Below are 14511 nucleotides of genomic sequence, written 5' to 3' on the forward strand. Positions count from 1 at the left end.
CCCCGCTGCCCGCGGCACGCCCGCCGGGCAGCGCGAAGGGGCGCCCCCCGGTCTCCCGGGAGGCGCCCCTGCCGCTGTCCCCTCCGGCGCGCGAACGCGCCGGCCCCCCGCGCCCCTACCAGGCGGCCCGGGCCGGCTTCTCGCCCGGCAGCAGCACCCACAGCGCGAGGTAGATCAGGAACTGCGGCCCCGGCAGCAGGCACGAGACCAGGAAGATCACGCGCATCGTCGTCGCGGACGTGCCGAAGCGCCGTGCCAGCGCTGCGCACACTCCGCCGATCATCCGTCCGTCGCGGGGGCGGACCAGTGCACCGGCCATGGTGGGCTCCTTCACGAGAGCGTCCGGGGAGCCGAGCCTTCGATTTGTGCGGCTCCCGATGAGTCCCATGCTGCCCGGGTACCCCGTTTCGCCGCGTCGCCCTACGGAGCGAGCCCGACCCTGGGAATCGTCGGGGTGACCCCTTCGGGGCCGTCACCCTCAGGGACTGCGTCGGGGTCGTACACGTCGGCCCTCGGATCGACGACGCCGTACGCATATCCGTTGACGCGCCCGGTACGACCGCCCCGCGGGCCGCCCCGCCCGCCGGATGCCGCGCCGCTGCCGTCCCGAGGGCCGTGAGCCCCCTCCGGGCCCCCGGGCGCGGCCGCCGCCGCCCGCGCCGCGGCGGAGGCGCGCAGGCCGCGGCGCAGCCGCGCCCGGCCGTACGGCACCACCACGACGTGCGCGGCGGCCACGCCCAGCGTGTGGAGGATCAGCGAGTCGACGTCCGGCACCCGGCCGGGCACGCCGGTCTGGAGCAGCTCGATGGCCAGCGAGATGAGCACGGCCGCCCCGGTCGTGCGGCTCAGCGAGGCCCACACGGACACCCAGAGTCTGCCGCTGACGACGGGCAGGAGCACCCCGAGCGGCGCGAGCAGCGCCAGGCCCTCGGCGAGGCTCCGCACGCCGTGGGCCGTGCCCACCGCGAAGTCGGCCCTGATGCCGGCGAACGGCCGCAGATTGACGGCGGTCACCCAGGGGGCGTCGACAGGTCTCAGCGTCAGCCACCCCACGATCAGCAGATGCATGAGGAGGAGGAGGGCTCCCGCCGTTCTCAGGCGGATGGCGGCACTGCCGCCCGTACCGTGACGCACGATCCCCTAGACGCCCGGGCGTGCGCGCCCGGTTCCCCGTGAGAGCAGCGTCACTCGCCCGGCCCTGCGATCCCCGGCGCGCCGCGGCGGCCGGGGCGCGGCGGCGTGCGCCCTGGGTGCGCGCGTCATGACGGGCTCGGGCCCGCGCTCGACGGCTCGGCGGTGGGCACGGGGGCGTCCGGATCCGCCTTGACGCGGCGGTCGCAGCCGTAGGCATGGGGCCGGTACGCGCCGGGCCCGCCCAGGACGACGCGGCCGCTGCCGTCCCGCAGGACCGAGCCGCCGCCCGCGTCGTTCTCGACGAGCGTGCACACGATCTGCGCGAGCGCGGTCCCCGGCAGGTCCTCGGGCTGGGTGGACAGCCGCAGCGTGCCGGCCGGGTCGTCCGGCCGGGCCCCGGTGACGAGCAGCGGGGAGCGCACGTACGTGGTGAAGCCGGCCTCGTGCTCCTGCGACGACGGGTCCGCCTGCAACTCGTCGAGCAGGGCCTGCGCGAAGGGGACGCGCGCGACGCCGGGCCGTTCGGCCAGCGGCACCGCCCGCTGCACGGCGGCCAGCTCCGAGGCGCACACCAGATAGATCCGCACCGGCACGCTCTCCGGCGCGGACCGGGTGATCACGTCCTTGCCCTGGACCTCGCAGGGCATCCTGGAGGGGGCCGCTCCCGCGTCGACGGGCACGGACGTCGTCCGCACGCCGCACGCCGACAGCAGCACCGCACCGAGCGCGGCCACCGCGGCGAGCCCGGCCCGCCGTCCCGTGCCGCGCATGTGCCGTCTTCCGCCTTCCCCGTCGCGCTCCCCGGCCCGTCCCGCTCCGGTGTCCCGTACGCCGTTCACCGGGCCCCGCCCTCGTCCGCGCCGGGGCCGCGCCCCGTCCCGCCGGCCGCGTCGCCCGCGCCGTCACCGCCGCCGGGGCCCGCGTCCTCGCCGTCGTCGGGCCCCGGGCCGCCGCGCGGCAGCCGCAGGACGAACATGGCGCCGTCGCCGTCCGGCACGTTCGACGCGGTGATGGTGCCCTGGTGAATGTGCGCGTTCTCCATGGCGATGGACAGGCCGAGCCCGCTGCCGTCGGAGCGCGGCCGGGACGCGGACGCCTTGTAGAACCGGTCGAAGACGTGCGGCAGGACGTCCTCGGGGATGCCGGGCCCGTGGTCGCGCACGGCGATGACGAGTTCCTCTCGGCCGGAGGCCGCCGTCTCGGTGCGCACCGAGACCCGTACGCCGGCGCCGCCGTGCTTGAGCGCGTTGCCGATGAGGTTCGCGAGGATCACGTCGAGCCGGCGCGGGTCGAGGCGCGCGATGATGCCGCGTTCCGCGTCGAGTTCCACCGCGTCCAGCCAGGCCCGCGCGTCGAGGCACGCGGTGACCTGGTCGGCGACGTCCACCGAGTCGAGTACGAGCCGGGCGGTGCCCGCGTCGAAGCGGGTCACCTCCATCAGGTTCTCGACCAGGTCGCCGAGGCGGCGGGTCTCGCTGACGACGAGCGTCACCGCCGGGGCGATCATCGGGTCGAGGTTGTCGACCTCTTCCTCCAGCACCTCGGTCACGGCGGTCAGCGCGGTGAGCGGCGTGCGCAGTTCGTGCGACATGTCGGCGACGAAGCGGCGGCTCGACTCCTCCCGCGCGCTCATGTCCTCGACCTTCTTCTGGAGGGAGGCCGCCGCGGCGTTGAACGTGCGGGAGAGGTCCGCGAGTTCGTCGGTGCCCGTGACGCGCAGCCGCGTCTCGAACTTGCCCTCTCCGAGCTGGCGCGCCGCCTCCCCGAGGCGCTGCACCGGCTTGAGGACCGTACGGGCCGCGGCCTGCGCTATCAGGGCGGCCCCGACCAGGGCCAGGGCGGCGGCGATGCCGAGCGACCAGGCGAGCGAGTCGAGGTCGGCGCTCTCCTGGGCGAGCGACTTGAACATGTAGCCGGTCAGGCCGCCGCCGTCGACGTGCGCGCCGCCGATCAGGTAGGGCGTGCCGCCGTGGTCCACCCGCTGCCAGAACAGGTGGTACGCGTACTTGTTCGCGGACGTGACCTTCTGCTTCTCCCCCACCGCGGCGCGCAGCGAGTCCGGCACCTCGGCCAGCGTGAACGTGTCCGCGTCGGACGCCCCGCTGATCGCCCTGCCGTCCGTGCCGGTGGCTATGAGGAGCACGTCGTAGGAGTTGCCGTCCCCGGCCATCTGCCGGGCGGTGGTGCGCAGGTCGCCGGCGCTCGGCCGCGCCGGGAGGTCCGCCGCGCGGTTCTGCATCTGCTGGCGGAAGTCGTTGAGCGTCGCGTCCTGCGTGCGGGTGAGCACCGCCTCGCGGTTGATCCAGTACGCGATGCCGGAGGCGGAGACCGCCGCGGTCAGCGCGACCGCGCCGAAGACCAGCGCGAGGCGCAGCCGCAGGCTGCCCCAGCGCAGGCCGAGGTGGCCGGGGCCGCGCCCGGGGCGGCGGGCACGGCCGGACCGGGGCGTGGCGGGCGGTCGCACCGCCTGCTGTGCGCCCTCGCGGGCGTCGTCGTCGTTCACCTGCGCGGTTCCCGGGTCACGCAGGAGCGTCCAGCCGGTATCCCACACCGCGCACGGTGCGGATCAGGGTGGGCGAGCCCGGCACGTCCTCGACCTTGGCGCGCAGCCGCTGCACGCACGCGTCGACCAGGCGCGAGTCGCCGAGGTAGTCGTGCTCCCACACGAGCCGCAGCAGTTGCTGCCGGGACAGCGCCTGTCCGGGGCGGCGGCTCAGTTCGAGCAGGAGCCGCAGCTCGGTCGGCGTGAGCTGGAGGTCCTCGCCGTTCTTGGTGACGGTCATGGCCGACCGGTCGATGACCAGGCTGCCGAACGTCGCGGAGTCGGTGGACTCCCGCTCGCCCCGGCGCAGCACGGCGCGGATGCGGGCGTCGAGGACCCGGCCCTGCACGGGCTTGACGACGTAGTCGTCGGCGCCGGACTCCAGGCCCACCACCACGTCGATGTCGTCGCTGCGTGCCGTCAGCAGGATGATCGGCAGTTGATCGGTGCGGCGGATGCGGCGGCACACCTCGAACCCGTCGATGCCGGGCAGCATCACGTCGAGCACGATCAGATCGGGCCGCTGCTCCTTGAGCAGTTTCAGGCCGTCCTCTCCCGTCGCCGCGGTGGCCACCCGGTGGCCCTGGCGTGACAGCGAGAGTTCGAGAGCCGTGCGGATGGCGTCGTCGTCCTCGATCAGCAACAGGAAAGGCACGTGGGCCATTCTGAACCATGCGGCGGCCGGAGTTCGACCGTCCGGCCGCTCCACCTCCCCCGCCGCCCGCATCTCGGCCGGTTCGACACGGTTCCGCCACGTCCCGCGCCAGAGCGGCGGGGCGCCGGGGCCGTCCGCGGGGCCGAGGGCGGGGCGCCGGGCGCGGGGAAGCCGCCGGGGCCCGGTCCCTCTCCGGCCGACTCCGGCCGACACGGCCCCGTCCGCCTCCCCCGCCCCCCGTGCCCCCCCCTGTGACAGCTCTGTGACAGTCGGGGGACAGCGCGATGAAGTGGGTTCGGAAAGCTGGTCGGCGTAAGGAAGACGAGGCTCCGACCGAGGGGGGCGCGGGATGAACGCACTGCACGAGACGACTGCGGTCGCAGTAGTCACGCGTCTGCACGACCTGGGGGCCGGGGAGAAGTCCGGCACGGTGAGCGCGCGGGGGTGCGTCGTCCGCGGCGCGGCGCGCCAGCACAGGCCGGCGTACATGACGGTGGTCGAGGCGGCCAAGGGCAACGGCGACGTCCCCGTGCGCACGGGGGGCACGGGGGCCGCGGCGGCCACGACCGCGTTCGGGACGGCCGCGGAGCACGCGGCGCCCGCGGCGCCGGGAGCGGACGAGGACAACGCGGCGGCCTTCACCGCCTACGTCCAGGAGCGCCGCGCCTCCCTCTACGCCGCCGCCTACCACCTGACGGGCGACCGCTACGAGGCCGAGGACCTGCTCCAGAGCGCGCTGTTCTCGACCTACCGGGCGTGGGACCGCATCAGCGACAAGGCCGCCGTCGGCGGCTACCTGCGCCGGACGATGACCAACCTGCACATCAGCGCGTGGCGGCGACGCAAGCTCAACGAGTACCCGACAGAGGAGCTGCCGGAGACGGCGGCGGGTACGGACGCGATGAGCGGCACGGAACTGCGCGCGGTGCTCTGGCAGGCACTGGCCCGGCTGCCCGAGACCCAGCGCACGATGCTGGTGCTCCGGTACTACGAGGGCCGCACCGACCCCGAGATCGCCGACATCCTGAACATCAGTGTCGGCACGGTGAAGTCGAGCATCTGGCGCTCCCTGCGCCGGCTGCGCGACGACGAGGTCCTGAGCTTCGGCCGGGACCAGGAGGAGTCCTTCGGCGAGCTGGTCGCCTGACCGGCGCCGACCGGAGGCCGGGGGGAACGGGGGGCGCGGCACCGCTGGGGGGCGGGACCGCGACGGCAGGAGAACGGGCCGGGGAGGATGCCGGGCCGTCGGGGGAACGGGGGACGGGGGGACAAGGGGGGGTACGGGGGGTGTGCCCGAGGAGCCGGGGGGCTCCGAGGGGACGAGAACACGGAGCCGGACGGGCCGGGGGGTCCTGTCCGGCTCCGGCGTTCGTACGTGTGCGGGCGTTCGTGTGCAGGCGTTCGTGTGCGAGCGTTCGTGTGCGGGCGCACGCGACGGCCCGTCGCCCGACGGCCCGGATGACGGGGGCCGTCGCGGCCTACAGCAGGTGGTCCGCCTTGCCGGCCTTGATGTCGGCGATCATGGTTCGCAACGCGTCGACGGAGTCGCTGACGAAGCGGTCCTCCTCGCCGTTCACGGCTATGTAGGCGCGGCCCCTGTCGTCGGTGCCGATGCGGAAGCAGGAGTTGCCCTCGCCGCAGAACGGGGTCTCCCATGTGATCTCGGGCATGATCAGCTCCTCATAGTTGGCTTGCGATCTGGTGGATGAAGTCTTGGGACTGCTTCGGGCAAAGAACCAGTTCGTCCAACCAGTCGAGTTGTGCCCGGTATTTCGCAAGCTGGCCGTCCGCATGCAGGAAGGCGGGGCCGTGCAGGCTGTCCACCTGCACGGTGTCGAGCTGCGGCACGGCTCCCACCGCGTAGACCGCGTTCTGCCCGGCCCCGGGAAAGGCACCTCGCTCGAACGGCAGGGCGAGCACCGTCACGTTGCTCAGCTCCGACATGGCAAGAACGTGTTCGAGTTGCGCCCGGGCGACGTTGCGCCCTCCGAACTGCATCCGCAGTGCCGCCTCGTGGATGACGGCCACGTACGGCACACCGCCGTCGTCGGTGAGAACCTGCTGCCGTTCGGCGCGATGCGCAAGCCTGAGCGCCACCTCGTGCTCGGGAAGCTTCGGCACAACGACACGGAAGACTGCCGTTGCGTGTTCCGTGGTCTGCAACAGGCCTGGAATGTGGACGGTGTTGGCCGCTCGCATCCGCAGCGATCGCGCTTCCATCTCGGCGATGTCGAGCATGCCCTGTGGCAGGCTTCCGCGATAACGCTCCCACCACCCGGCATCCGCACCTGCCATCTCCACAAGGGCCTCGACGTATGCGTCCTCACCTTGCAGGTAGTTGCTGGCCAATTTCCTGACACGTTCCGCGTTGATGGTGCGGATTCCGGACTCCATGTTCGCGAGTCGCGTGCGGTCCATGTCCAGCAGACGTGCCGCGACATCGGTGGAGAGGCCCGCTGCCACTCTGAGCTTTCGCAGTTCAGCACCGAGCCGTCTCTGACGCTCGGTCGGCGTGCGTCGCGTCGACATGCGGTCGGTCCCCTTCATTTGTCCGCGACCAGTGTGCCTCGCCGTCCTCACCGCATCCACCCTCTAGGGGGTAATTGCAATCTACGAGAAGACATTTGCACCACCGAGCGCTAGCTTGTTGTCACGAGGAAGCTACACAAGGTAGCGCCGGAAACGCACCGCGCGAGCATGCCCGTCCGCCCTGGGACGGGTGCGCCCGCGACCAGGGCGGCATGCCACCGGCCGACTCGAACCCATCGACACCGCACCGGAGTTCGCCATGCCCGAGATCCCGCCCGTCCCCCTCCACTGGAGGTTCCCCGCCCAGCCCGCCTCGGTACCGCGGGCACGGCACACCGTCACCCGTGCGCTGCCGGAGGACGTACGGCCCCGCCTCGGAGGCGATCTGGCACTGCTGACCTCCGAGTTGGTCACCAACGCCGTCCGCCACGGGGCCGGCCGAGGGGAGGACGAGTGCGTCGAAGTGGTCCTGTGGCCCGCGGAGGGCCACTACTGGCTCGCGGTGTGCGATCCCGGCACCGGCGCTGCCACTCCGACGATCCGCCGCCCGGGCGCCGACTGCGAGGGCGGACGGGGGCTGCTGCTCGTCGACCGTCTCGCCGCCGCGTGGACCGTGCGCCCCCGGCCCGTGTGCGGCACGTCCGTCGTCGCGGGCCTGGCGCTGCACGGGGGCTCGTGACTCCCGCCCCCGCCCGTACGCCCCCCACAAGCGGCGTCAGTCGCCGACCAGGTTGCCCCTGCGCGCCAGCAGGAAGTTCTTGAACGCGGCGACCGGGGGCGTGTCGCGGCGGCCCTCCAGCCAGGCCACACCGATCTCGCGGACCGCGCGCGGCGTGGTGACCGCCAGTTCCGCGACGCCGGGGCGCGCGAAGGCGGGCGGCGGCAGCAGCGCCACGCCGAGGCCCGCGGCGACCAGGCCGCGCAGCGTCTCGGCCTCCTCGCCCTCGAAGGCCACGCGCGGGCGGAAGCCCGCCTGCGCGCACAGGTCGTCGGTGATGCGGCGCAGCCCGAACCCGGGCTCCAGGGTCACGAAGGCCTCCTCGGCGGCCTCCGCGAGCCGTACGCGGCGCCGGCGGGCGAGCCGGTGGTCCTCCGGGACGACGAGGCGCAGCCGCTGCTCGTCCAACCGGCGGGCCACGAGGCCGGGCTCGTCGGGGACGGGCGAGGTGAGGCAGAGGTCGAGCGTGCCGGCGCGCAGCCGCTCCAGCATCGCCTCGCCGTACGTCTGCACCAGCTGGAACCTGACGCGCGGGTGGTCGGCCCGGAACTCGCGCAGCAGTCCCGGGACGGTCTCGGAGCCCATGGTGTGCAGGAAGCCGAAGGCCACCTTGCCGGAGGCCGGATCGGCGTCGGTCCGCACGGACTCGGCCGCGCGTTCGATGTCGGCGAGGGCCGACTCGACGGCGGCGAGGAAGGAGCGGCCCGCGAGCGTGAGGGAGACGGTACGGCCCCTGCGGTCGAACAGGGCGACCCCGAGGTCCTGCTCCAGGCGCACGATGGCGCGCGAGAGGGTGGACTGCGGGACGCCCGTCTCCTGCGCGGCCCGGGTGACGTGCTCGTGGCGCGCGACCTGGGCGAAGTGCGCGAGGCGGGGGGCGAGGACGGCGGGCCAGTCCAGCCCGTCGCCGGGCCGGCCGGAGTGCCCGGGAAAACTGTCCGCAAGGCTTCCGGGCCCGGTACGCGCCGCCGGCCTGTGCTCATGCTGCATGGGAACGATTGTCCCCCGTCCATGCATTGGACACACCGAATATCGTTTCGTACCTTTTGTCAGTGGCTCAACCGGTTCAACCGGTCTCACTTCTCGGCACAGGACTCACCAATGCCCGACATTCCTTGTGTGCCCACCTACTGGCGCTTCGCCCCGCGAGCCGCTTCCGTGCCGCGTGCCCGGCACGCCGTGACCGAGGCCCTGCCGAACGAACTGCGCACCGTCCTCGGCTCCGACCTCAGCCTCCTCACCTCCGAACTGGTCACCAACGCGCTGCGCCACGGCGTCAGCGGCCGGAACAAGCAGTTCGTGGAGCTGATCCTGTGGCCCGCGGAGGGCCACTACTGGCTGGCCGTGTCCGATCCCGGCACCGGCGCGAAGACACCCGCACTCGCGAAGCACGACGCCGACTCCGAGAGCGGCCGGGGGCTGGCGCTCGTCGACCACATCGCCTCCGCCTGGACCGTGCGCGCCCGCCCCGGACGCGGCACGTCCGTCGTCGCGGGGCTCACCGTCGCCCGGACCAGATAGCGGCGGGGCCGCGGCCCTGCGGTTCTCGTCACTTCTCGGCGGCCTCCGCGCTCCGGACCTCGCTTCATGCGTCACAGGAACGATTACACGCGACTGATGCATTGGACGCATCAACGGCACGCTCCTACGTTCGTCGCATGGCCTCTGTCAGTACGGTGGCGCCCGCGACGCCCGCACTCCTGTCTCCCGGCCGTCCCGGTTACCGGCGGCTGAGCCTCGCGCTGTTCGTCGCCGGGCTCGCGACCTTCGCCCTCCTGTACTCGACCCAGGCCCTGCTTCCCGCCGTCTCCGGCGGACTGCACGTCTCCCCCGGCGACGCCAGCTGGACGGTCGCGGCGGCGACCGGTGCGCTGGCCGTGGCCGTCGTGCCGCTGAGCGCCCTGTCGGAGCGTTTCGGCAGGCGCTCCATGATGACGGCGTCGCTGGTCGTCGCGGTCGCCGTCGGACTCGCGGTGCCGTTCGCGCCGAACCTGGCGCTGCTGATCGTGCTGCGGGCCGTGCAGGGCGCCGCGCTCGCCGGACTGCCCGCGTCGGCGATGGCCTTCCTCGCCGAGGAGGTGGAGGGGCGCGCGCTGGTCTCGGCTATCGGGCTGTTCGTCGCGGGCAACAGCATCGGCGGCATGAGCGGGCGGATCTTCACCGGCTGGATCTCGCAGGCGTGGGGCTGGCGCGCGGCCCTCGCGGCGGTCGGGCTCGTGGCCGTGGCGTGCGCGGTGGTCTTCCGGCTCATGGTGCCGAAGGCGCGCAACTTCACCCCCCGGCCGCTGTCCCTCGCCGGCTTCGGCAGGACCGTCGGCGGCCACCTCTCGAACCCGCTGCTGCTGCGCCTGTACGCGATCGGCGCGCTGTTCATGGTGGTGTTCGGCGGGGTCTACACGGTGATCGGCTACCGGCTGACGGGCGCGCCGTTCAGCCTGCCGCAGGGCGTCGTCGGCTCGATCTTCGTGGTCTACCTCGTGGGGACGTTCTCCTCCGCGCTCTCAGGACGGGTCGTCGCGCGCCTCGGCCGGCGCGGGGCGCTGTACACGGCGCTGTGCACGACGTCCGCCGGGCTGCTGGTGACCCTGATGGACTCGCTCGCCGCGGTGGTGGCGGGGCTGGTGCTGATCACGGCCGGGTTCTTCACCGGGCACGCGGTCGCGTCCTCGTCGGTGAGCCGGACGGCGACGCAGGCCCGCGCGCAGGCCTCGGCGCTCTACCAGGCCGCGTACTACCTCGGCAGCAGCGCCGGCGGCGCGATCGGCGCGGCGGCCTTCCACGCGCACGGCTGGGCGGCGACCGTCGCCATGGGTCTGGCCGCGATGGCCGGCGTGGCCGGACTGACGCTGTACGGCACGCTCGAGGCGCGGCGCTCGGCGGCCCGTTCCCACGTGCCGGGCCGGGCGCCCTCGGCCTGAGGGCCGGCGTCGGCACTCGGTCCGCCGCCCGCCTCGAACGGTGGATTCCGGCGTGCGGGAAGCGGCTGTCGGTGGGCTGCGGTAGCTTCCGAAGTACGGGCTCCCGAACGGGCGCCGTGGGGGCGACTGGGGTGACCGATGTCTGAGACGGCGACGACGCAGGATCTCGATTCCCGGCTGGAGCAGCACCGCAAGGAGCTGACCGGCTACTGCTACCGGATGCTCGGCTCGCTGTTCGAGGCCGAGGACGCGGTGCAGGACACGATGGTGCGGGCCTGGCGCGGCATGGACAAGTTCGAGGGCCGCTCCTCGCTGCGGTCCTGGCTGTACCGCATCGCGACGAACGTGTGCCTGGACATGCTGAGCGCGGGCAACCGCCGGGCCCGGCCCATGGATCTCACGGAGCCGACACCGGTCGCCAAGGCGCAGCTCACCGCCCGCCCGGAGGTCACGTGGCTGGAGCCCGCGCCCGACGGCCGGGTGCTGCCCTCGGTGGCCGACCCGGCGCAGGCCGCCGTCGAGCGCGACACGGTCCGCCTCGCGTTCATGGCGGCCCTCCAGCACCTGCCGCCGAAGCAGCGCGCGGTGCTGATCCTGCGCGAGGTCCTCGCCTGGCGGGCGAGCGAGGTCGCCGAGCTGCTGGAGACGAGCGTCGCGTCGGTCAACAGCGCGCTCCAGCGCGCCCGGGCGACGCTCGCGGACGCCGCTCCCGCCGAGACGGACGTGGCGGACGAGCTGGACGAGGAGCAGCGCTCGCTGCTCGACCGCTACGTGGCGGCCTTCGAGGGCTACGACATGAAGGCGCTGACGGCGCTGCTCCACGAGGACGCGACGCTGTCCATGCCCCCTTACGACCTGTGGCTCCGGGGCCACGAGAACATCGTGGGTTGGATGGAGGGCGTGGGCTCGGTCTGCAGGGGCTCGCGCCTGCTGCCCGTCGTGGCGAACGGCATGCCCGCGTTCGCGCACTACCACCCGGCCGAGGACGGCGACGGGTTCACACCGTGGGCGCTGATGGTCATGGAGATCGAGGACGGGAAGATCACCGGGATCAGCTCGTTCCTCGACACGCCCCGCTGGTTCCCGCTGTTCGACATGCCGATGCGGCTGCCCGCGGACGCCTGACGGGGGCGTCCGTGCGGGGCCCGGGGACGGCGGCCGGGCCCCGCCTGTCCGGCCGCTCCCTCGGTGGGGGCGGCCGGACAGGCGGGGTCCTCCGGCTCGGTCGGCCGTCAGGCCGGGACCGGTGCCTGTGCCCGCGCGGGGACGGCGGCGCGGTTCAGGTGCACGGGCAGCGAGCGGTGGCCGTTGGAGATGAAGGACTCCTGCGGCTCCAGCGCCGCGGGCGGCACGGCGAGTTCCATGTCGGGGAAGCGGCCGAAGAGTGCGGGCAGCGCGATCCGGCCCTCCAGCCGCGCCAGTTCGGCGCCGAGGCAGAAGTGCGTGCCGTAGCCGAAGGCCAGGTGGTCCCTGCGGGTCTCCCGGGTGATGTCGAACGCCTCGGGGTGCTCGCCGTGCACGGCCGGATCGCGGTTGATCCCGCCGTAGTTGACGACGATGGGTTCGCCCTGCCGGAAGGTGATGCCGCTCTCCTCGTCCTCGACGTCCTCGACGGCGAAGCGCATGAGGATGCTGGCGATGGGCGCCTCGTGGCGGACGACCTCCTCCACGGCGTCCGGCCACGGCACCTCGCCGTCCTTGAGCAGGTCGAGCTGGCCGGGGTGGGCGAGCAGCCCGGCGATGGCGTGGTCGAAGAGGTTGACCGTCGTCTCGTGGCCCGCTCCGATCAGCAGGACGAGGCTGTCCAGCAGCTCCTGCTGGTCGAGGACGGTGCCGGTGTCGTCGTCGCGGGCCCGGATCAGCTCGCTGGTGACGTCGTCGCCCGGGTTCTCCCGCTTGGCCTCCACCAGCAGCGTCAGGTTCTGGTAGACGGCGACGGCGTTGGCCGCCGCCTCCTCGGGCGAGAGGTCCGTGGCGAACAGGTTGCCCACGCTCGTGCGGAAGGCCTCGTGCATCTCCTCCGGCACGCCCAGGAGGGTGTTCAGCACGCGCAGCGGCAGCAGCCAGGCGAACCGGGCACGCAGGTCGACGGGGCCCTCGTGCGGGACGTCCAGCTCGTCGATCAGTTCGCCGACGATCCGTTCGATCGCCGGCTGCAGCGCCCGGACGCGGCGGGCGGTGAAGGCCGCGCCTATGAGCTTGCGCAGCCGGGTGTGCTCGGACCCGTACGCGGTCAGGGCGTTGCGCACGTCGACCCAGATGCGCAGCGGCCAGTCCTCGGCTATCTCGCCGCGCACGTACGCGGGCCAGTGCCGGTGGGCGTCCTTGGATATCCGCGGGTCGGTCAGGAGCCGCTTGGCGAGTGCGGCGTCCACCACGGACCAGGCGACGACGCCGCCCGGCAGCTCTACCTGGACGGCTGGTCCTGCTGCTCGGATCCGGGCGCTTTCGGCATGAATGTCGTGGGCTGCGGGATCGATGCGGAAGGGGCAGCCCGATGCGGTGGCCGGCTGGGTGTCCATGTCGTCGCTCCTGGGTGTGGTGGTGCGGACGGGTCGGAGGGCGGGTTGACCACGGGCAGCGCGGTCCACCCGGAGTGGAAGGTGCCGGGCCTGCGGACGAGGTCCGCCCGGTCGACGGCGAGGCTCAGGTCGGGGAGCCGGTCGAGGATGCGCTCGACGGCGGTCTCCGTGATCACCCGCGCGAGGTCGACGGCGGGGCAGGCGTGGACCCCGGCGCTGAAGGCGAGGTGCGCGCGGTTGCCGGCCCGGCGGAAGCGGGCGAGGGCCGGGTCGCTGTTGGCCGCGGCGAAACTGACCAGGATCGGGACGCCGGGTTCGAGGCGGACGCCCTCGTACGTCTCGGGCATGCGCGCGTACAGCGGCGAGAAGTTGGCGATCGGCGGGTCCTCCCACAGGACCTGGTCCATGGCCTCGGCCACCGAGTGCACGCCCTCGTAGACGCTGCCGCTGAACGCCGGATCGTCGATCATCAGCAGCAGCGCGTTCGCGATCAGGTTGGAACTCGGGGTGGAGCCGGCGCCCGCCACGAGCAGGATCTGCTGGACCATCTCCGCGTCGGTCAGCCGGGCCGGGTGGGCGAGCAGCCAGGACGTGGCGTCGCCGCTGGGCCGCGCGCGGCGCAGCTCGATCAGTTCGAGGCAGCAGGCGACGATCTCGGCGTTCGCCGCGGCCGCGTCGGCGCCCGCGTCGAAGAGCTTGCCGATGGCCGTGATCATCCGGGTCCCGAGGACGGGCGGGCAGCCGAACATCTCGATGATGACCTGGAGCGGCAGCGGATCCGAGAAGGCCGAGACGAGATCGAACTCCTCCTGGTCGGCGACCGCGTCGATCAGCGTGTCGGCGATCCGCACCACGGCTCCCTCCAGGGCGTGGCTGTCGACCAGTTCGACGGTGTCGGTGATGGATCCGCGCAGCCGGGTGTGGGGCATGCCGTCCAGCCACAGGGCGTTGTCGCGCGGCTGCATCATCGACACGGCCGGGGTGTCCTCGGGCACCTGCCCGGAGGACAGCGCCACCCAGTGGTGCGGGTCCTTGGCGAACAGGTCCGGCGTGTGGCGCAGCAGGTGCAGGGCGGCGCGGTACGTGGTGGTGATGTAGCCGTACATGCCCTTGTCGATCTCGACGGGCACGATGGGGCCGCGTTCGCGCAGCTTCTCGTACGTGGCGCGCGGGTCGGCCGCGAACTCCGGCCCGTGGATCGACGGGATGTCACCCAGTTCGCCCTGGGCCGCCTGCTGGGAGAACGGGCATACGGCGGGCGGCAGTTCGGGACTGACAGGCTGGCTGTTCGGCATCGGGCGCGCTCCGGTGGAGGGGGGCTTGAGTCGGTACGCGAGGCGCGAGGGCCGCACCTGCGAACAGAATATGACGGTGTGTCAGGCGCGGGCGGGCCGAGGCGGTGTCCGCGACCGTGCGGTGGCCCGCGCACGGTCCGGGGCCGGGTGCGGGGCGCGGGCGGCGCCTCCCTTCCCGGTGGAGGGGCCGGGCGGCCG

15 protein-coding genes are annotated in these 14511 nt (G+C 73.2%); 5 read left to right on the forward strand and 10 right to left on the reverse strand.

Annotated elements, in window-relative coordinates; genetic code table 11:
• Window positions 1-115: 115 nt before the first annotated feature.
• The 5 genes from L1885_RS11865 to afsQ1 form a co-directional block, all read right to left on the reverse strand.
• Entirely contained in the window at window positions 116-319 is a 204-nt protein-coding gene (locus L1885_RS11865) for a PspC domain-containing protein (protein WP_235797045.1), read from the reverse strand.
• A 101-nt stretch (window positions 320-420) separates the two neighbouring features.
• On the reverse strand, window positions 421-1068 hold the full coding sequence (locus L1885_RS29385) for a VanZ family protein (protein ID WP_372481924.1): 648 nt from the start codon (window positions 1066-1068) through the stop codon (window positions 421-423).
• Window positions 1069-1259: 191 nt separating this feature from the next.
• On the reverse strand, window positions 1260-1904 hold the full coding sequence (locus tag L1885_RS11875) for a hypothetical protein (protein ID WP_235797033.1): 645 nt from the start codon (window positions 1902-1904) through the stop codon (window positions 1260-1262).
• A 65-nt stretch (window positions 1905-1969) separates the two neighbouring features.
• Window positions 1970-3508, reverse strand: a complete 1539-nt coding sequence (locus tag L1885_RS11880) for an ATP-binding protein (RefSeq protein WP_372481925.1) — start codon at window positions 3506-3508, stop codon at window positions 1970-1972.
• Window positions 3509-3653: 145 nt separating this feature from the next.
• Window positions 3654-4331, reverse strand: coding sequence for a two-component system response regulator AfsQ1 (gene afsQ1 / locus L1885_RS11885; protein ID WP_235797034.1), 678 nt, complete (start codon window positions 4329-4331; stop codon window positions 3654-3656).
• 349 nt (window positions 4332-4680) lie between these two features.
• Between afsQ1 and L1885_RS11890 the strand changes: the two genes are divergently transcribed.
• Window positions 4681-5478, forward strand: coding sequence for a SigE family RNA polymerase sigma factor (locus L1885_RS11890; RefSeq protein WP_235797035.1), 798 nt, complete (start codon window positions 4681-4683; stop codon window positions 5476-5478).
• A gap of 331 nt (window positions 5479-5809) precedes the next feature.
• Here the strand turns inward: L1885_RS11890 and L1885_RS11895 are convergent, their stop codons facing one another.
• Together L1885_RS11895 and L1885_RS11900 are read right to left on the reverse strand one after the other, a co-directional pair.
• Window positions 5810-6001: a hypothetical protein gene (locus L1885_RS11895; RefSeq protein ID WP_235797036.1), complete on the reverse strand. Its 192-nt coding sequence runs from the start codon at window positions 5999-6001 to the stop codon at window positions 5810-5812.
• Window positions 6002-6011: 10 nt separating this feature from the next.
• On the reverse strand, window positions 6012-6860 hold the full coding sequence (locus tag L1885_RS11900; protein WP_235797037.1) for a helix-turn-helix domain-containing protein: 849 nt from the start codon (window positions 6858-6860) through the stop codon (window positions 6012-6014).
• Between the two features lie 259 nt (window positions 6861-7119).
• Here L1885_RS11900 and L1885_RS11905 point away from each other — a divergent pair, with 259 nt between their 5' ends.
• Window positions 7120-7539: an ATP-binding protein gene (locus L1885_RS11905; protein ID WP_235797038.1), complete on the forward strand. Its 420-nt coding sequence runs from the start codon at window positions 7120-7122 to the stop codon at window positions 7537-7539.
• A gap of 36 nt (window positions 7540-7575) precedes the next feature.
• On the opposite strand, the gene L1885_RS11910 is transcribed toward L1885_RS11905, so the two are convergent.
• The gene (locus tag L1885_RS11910; RefSeq protein ID WP_235797039.1) at window positions 7576-8568 is read right to left on the reverse strand and encodes a LysR family transcriptional regulator; all 993 of its coding nucleotides are present in this window, start codon (window positions 8566-8568) and stop codon (window positions 7576-7578) included.
• A gap of 129 nt (window positions 8569-8697) precedes the next feature.
• On the opposite strand from L1885_RS11910, the gene L1885_RS11915 reads away from it, so the two are divergent.
• The 3 genes from L1885_RS11915 to L1885_RS11925 all read left to right on the forward strand — a co-directional run bounded on the left by L1885_RS11915 (window position 8698) and on the right by L1885_RS11925 (window position 11621).
• Entirely contained in the window at window positions 8698-9099 is a 402-nt protein-coding gene (locus L1885_RS11915) for an ATP-binding protein (RefSeq protein WP_308117310.1), read from the forward strand.
• Window positions 9100-9236: 137 nt separating this feature from the next.
• Complete coding sequence (locus L1885_RS11920) at window positions 9237-10496, forward strand: MFS transporter (RefSeq protein WP_235797041.1); 1260 nt, start codon at window positions 9237-9239, stop codon at window positions 10494-10496.
• Window positions 10497-10634: 138 nt separating this feature from the next.
• Window positions 10635-11621, forward strand: a complete 987-nt coding sequence (locus L1885_RS11925) for a sigma-70 family RNA polymerase sigma factor (protein ID WP_235797042.1) — start codon at window positions 10635-10637, stop codon at window positions 11619-11621.
• Between the two features lie 107 nt (window positions 11622-11728).
• Here L1885_RS11925 and L1885_RS11930 read toward each other — a convergent pair whose 3' ends face one another.
• Complete coding sequence (locus L1885_RS11930) at window positions 11729-13018, reverse strand: cytochrome P450 family protein (RefSeq protein WP_235797043.1); 1290 nt, start codon at window positions 13016-13018, stop codon at window positions 11729-11731.
• A complete protein-coding gene (locus L1885_RS11935; protein WP_235797044.1) occupies window positions 12904-14313 on the reverse strand; it encodes a cytochrome P450 family protein in 1410 nt (469 codons plus the stop codon). The genes L1885_RS11930 and L1885_RS11935 overlap by 115 nt, the downstream gene beginning before the upstream one ends.
• Window positions 14314-14511: the final 198 nt, after the last annotated feature.

Source organism: Streptomyces fuscigenes (genome assembly GCF_021556455.1).
Classification (GTDB): Bacteria; Actinomycetota; Actinomycetes; order Streptomycetales; family Streptomycetaceae; genus Streptomyces; species Streptomyces fuscigenes.

Coding starts and splice junctions, on each gene's coding strand:
- L1885_RS29385 (WP_372481924.1), bottom strand. CDS start 1,068: ATGCATCTGCTGATCGTGGGGTGGCTGACGCTGAGACCTGTCGACGCC.
- L1885_RS11865 (WP_235797045.1), bottom strand. CDS start 319: ATGGCCGGTGCACTGGTCCGCCCCCGCGACGGACGGATGATCGGCGGA.
- L1885_RS11925 (WP_235797042.1), top strand. CDS start 10,635: ATGTCTGAGACGGCGACGACGCAGGATCTCGATTCCCGGCTGGAGCAG.
- L1885_RS11900 (WP_235797037.1), bottom strand. CDS start 6,860: ATGTCGACGCGACGCACGCCGACCGAGCGTCAGAGACGGCTCGGTGCT.
- L1885_RS11875 (WP_235797033.1), bottom strand. CDS start 1,904: ATGCGCGGCACGGGACGGCGGGCCGGGCTCGCCGCGGTGGCCGCGCTC.
- L1885_RS11920 (WP_235797041.1), top strand. CDS start 9,237: ATGGCCTCTGTCAGTACGGTGGCGCCCGCGACGCCCGCACTCCTGTCT.
- L1885_RS11895 (WP_235797036.1), bottom strand. CDS start 6,001: ATGCCCGAGATCACATGGGAGACCCCGTTCTGCGGCGAGGGCAACTCC.
- L1885_RS11935 (WP_235797044.1), bottom strand. CDS start 14,313: ATGCCGAACAGCCAGCCTGTCAGTCCCGAACTGCCGCCCGCCGTATGC.
- L1885_RS11890 (WP_235797035.1), top strand. CDS start 4,681: ATGAACGCACTGCACGAGACGACTGCGGTCGCAGTAGTCACGCGTCTG.
- L1885_RS11905 (WP_235797038.1), top strand. CDS start 7,120: ATGCCCGAGATCCCGCCCGTCCCCCTCCACTGGAGGTTCCCCGCCCAG.
- L1885_RS11930 (WP_235797043.1), bottom strand. CDS start 13,018: ATGGACACCCAGCCGGCCACCGCATCGGGCTGCCCCTTCCGCATCGAT.
- L1885_RS11910 (WP_235797039.1), bottom strand. CDS start 8,568: ATGCAGCATGAGCACAGGCCGGCGGCGCGTACCGGGCCCGGAAGCCTT.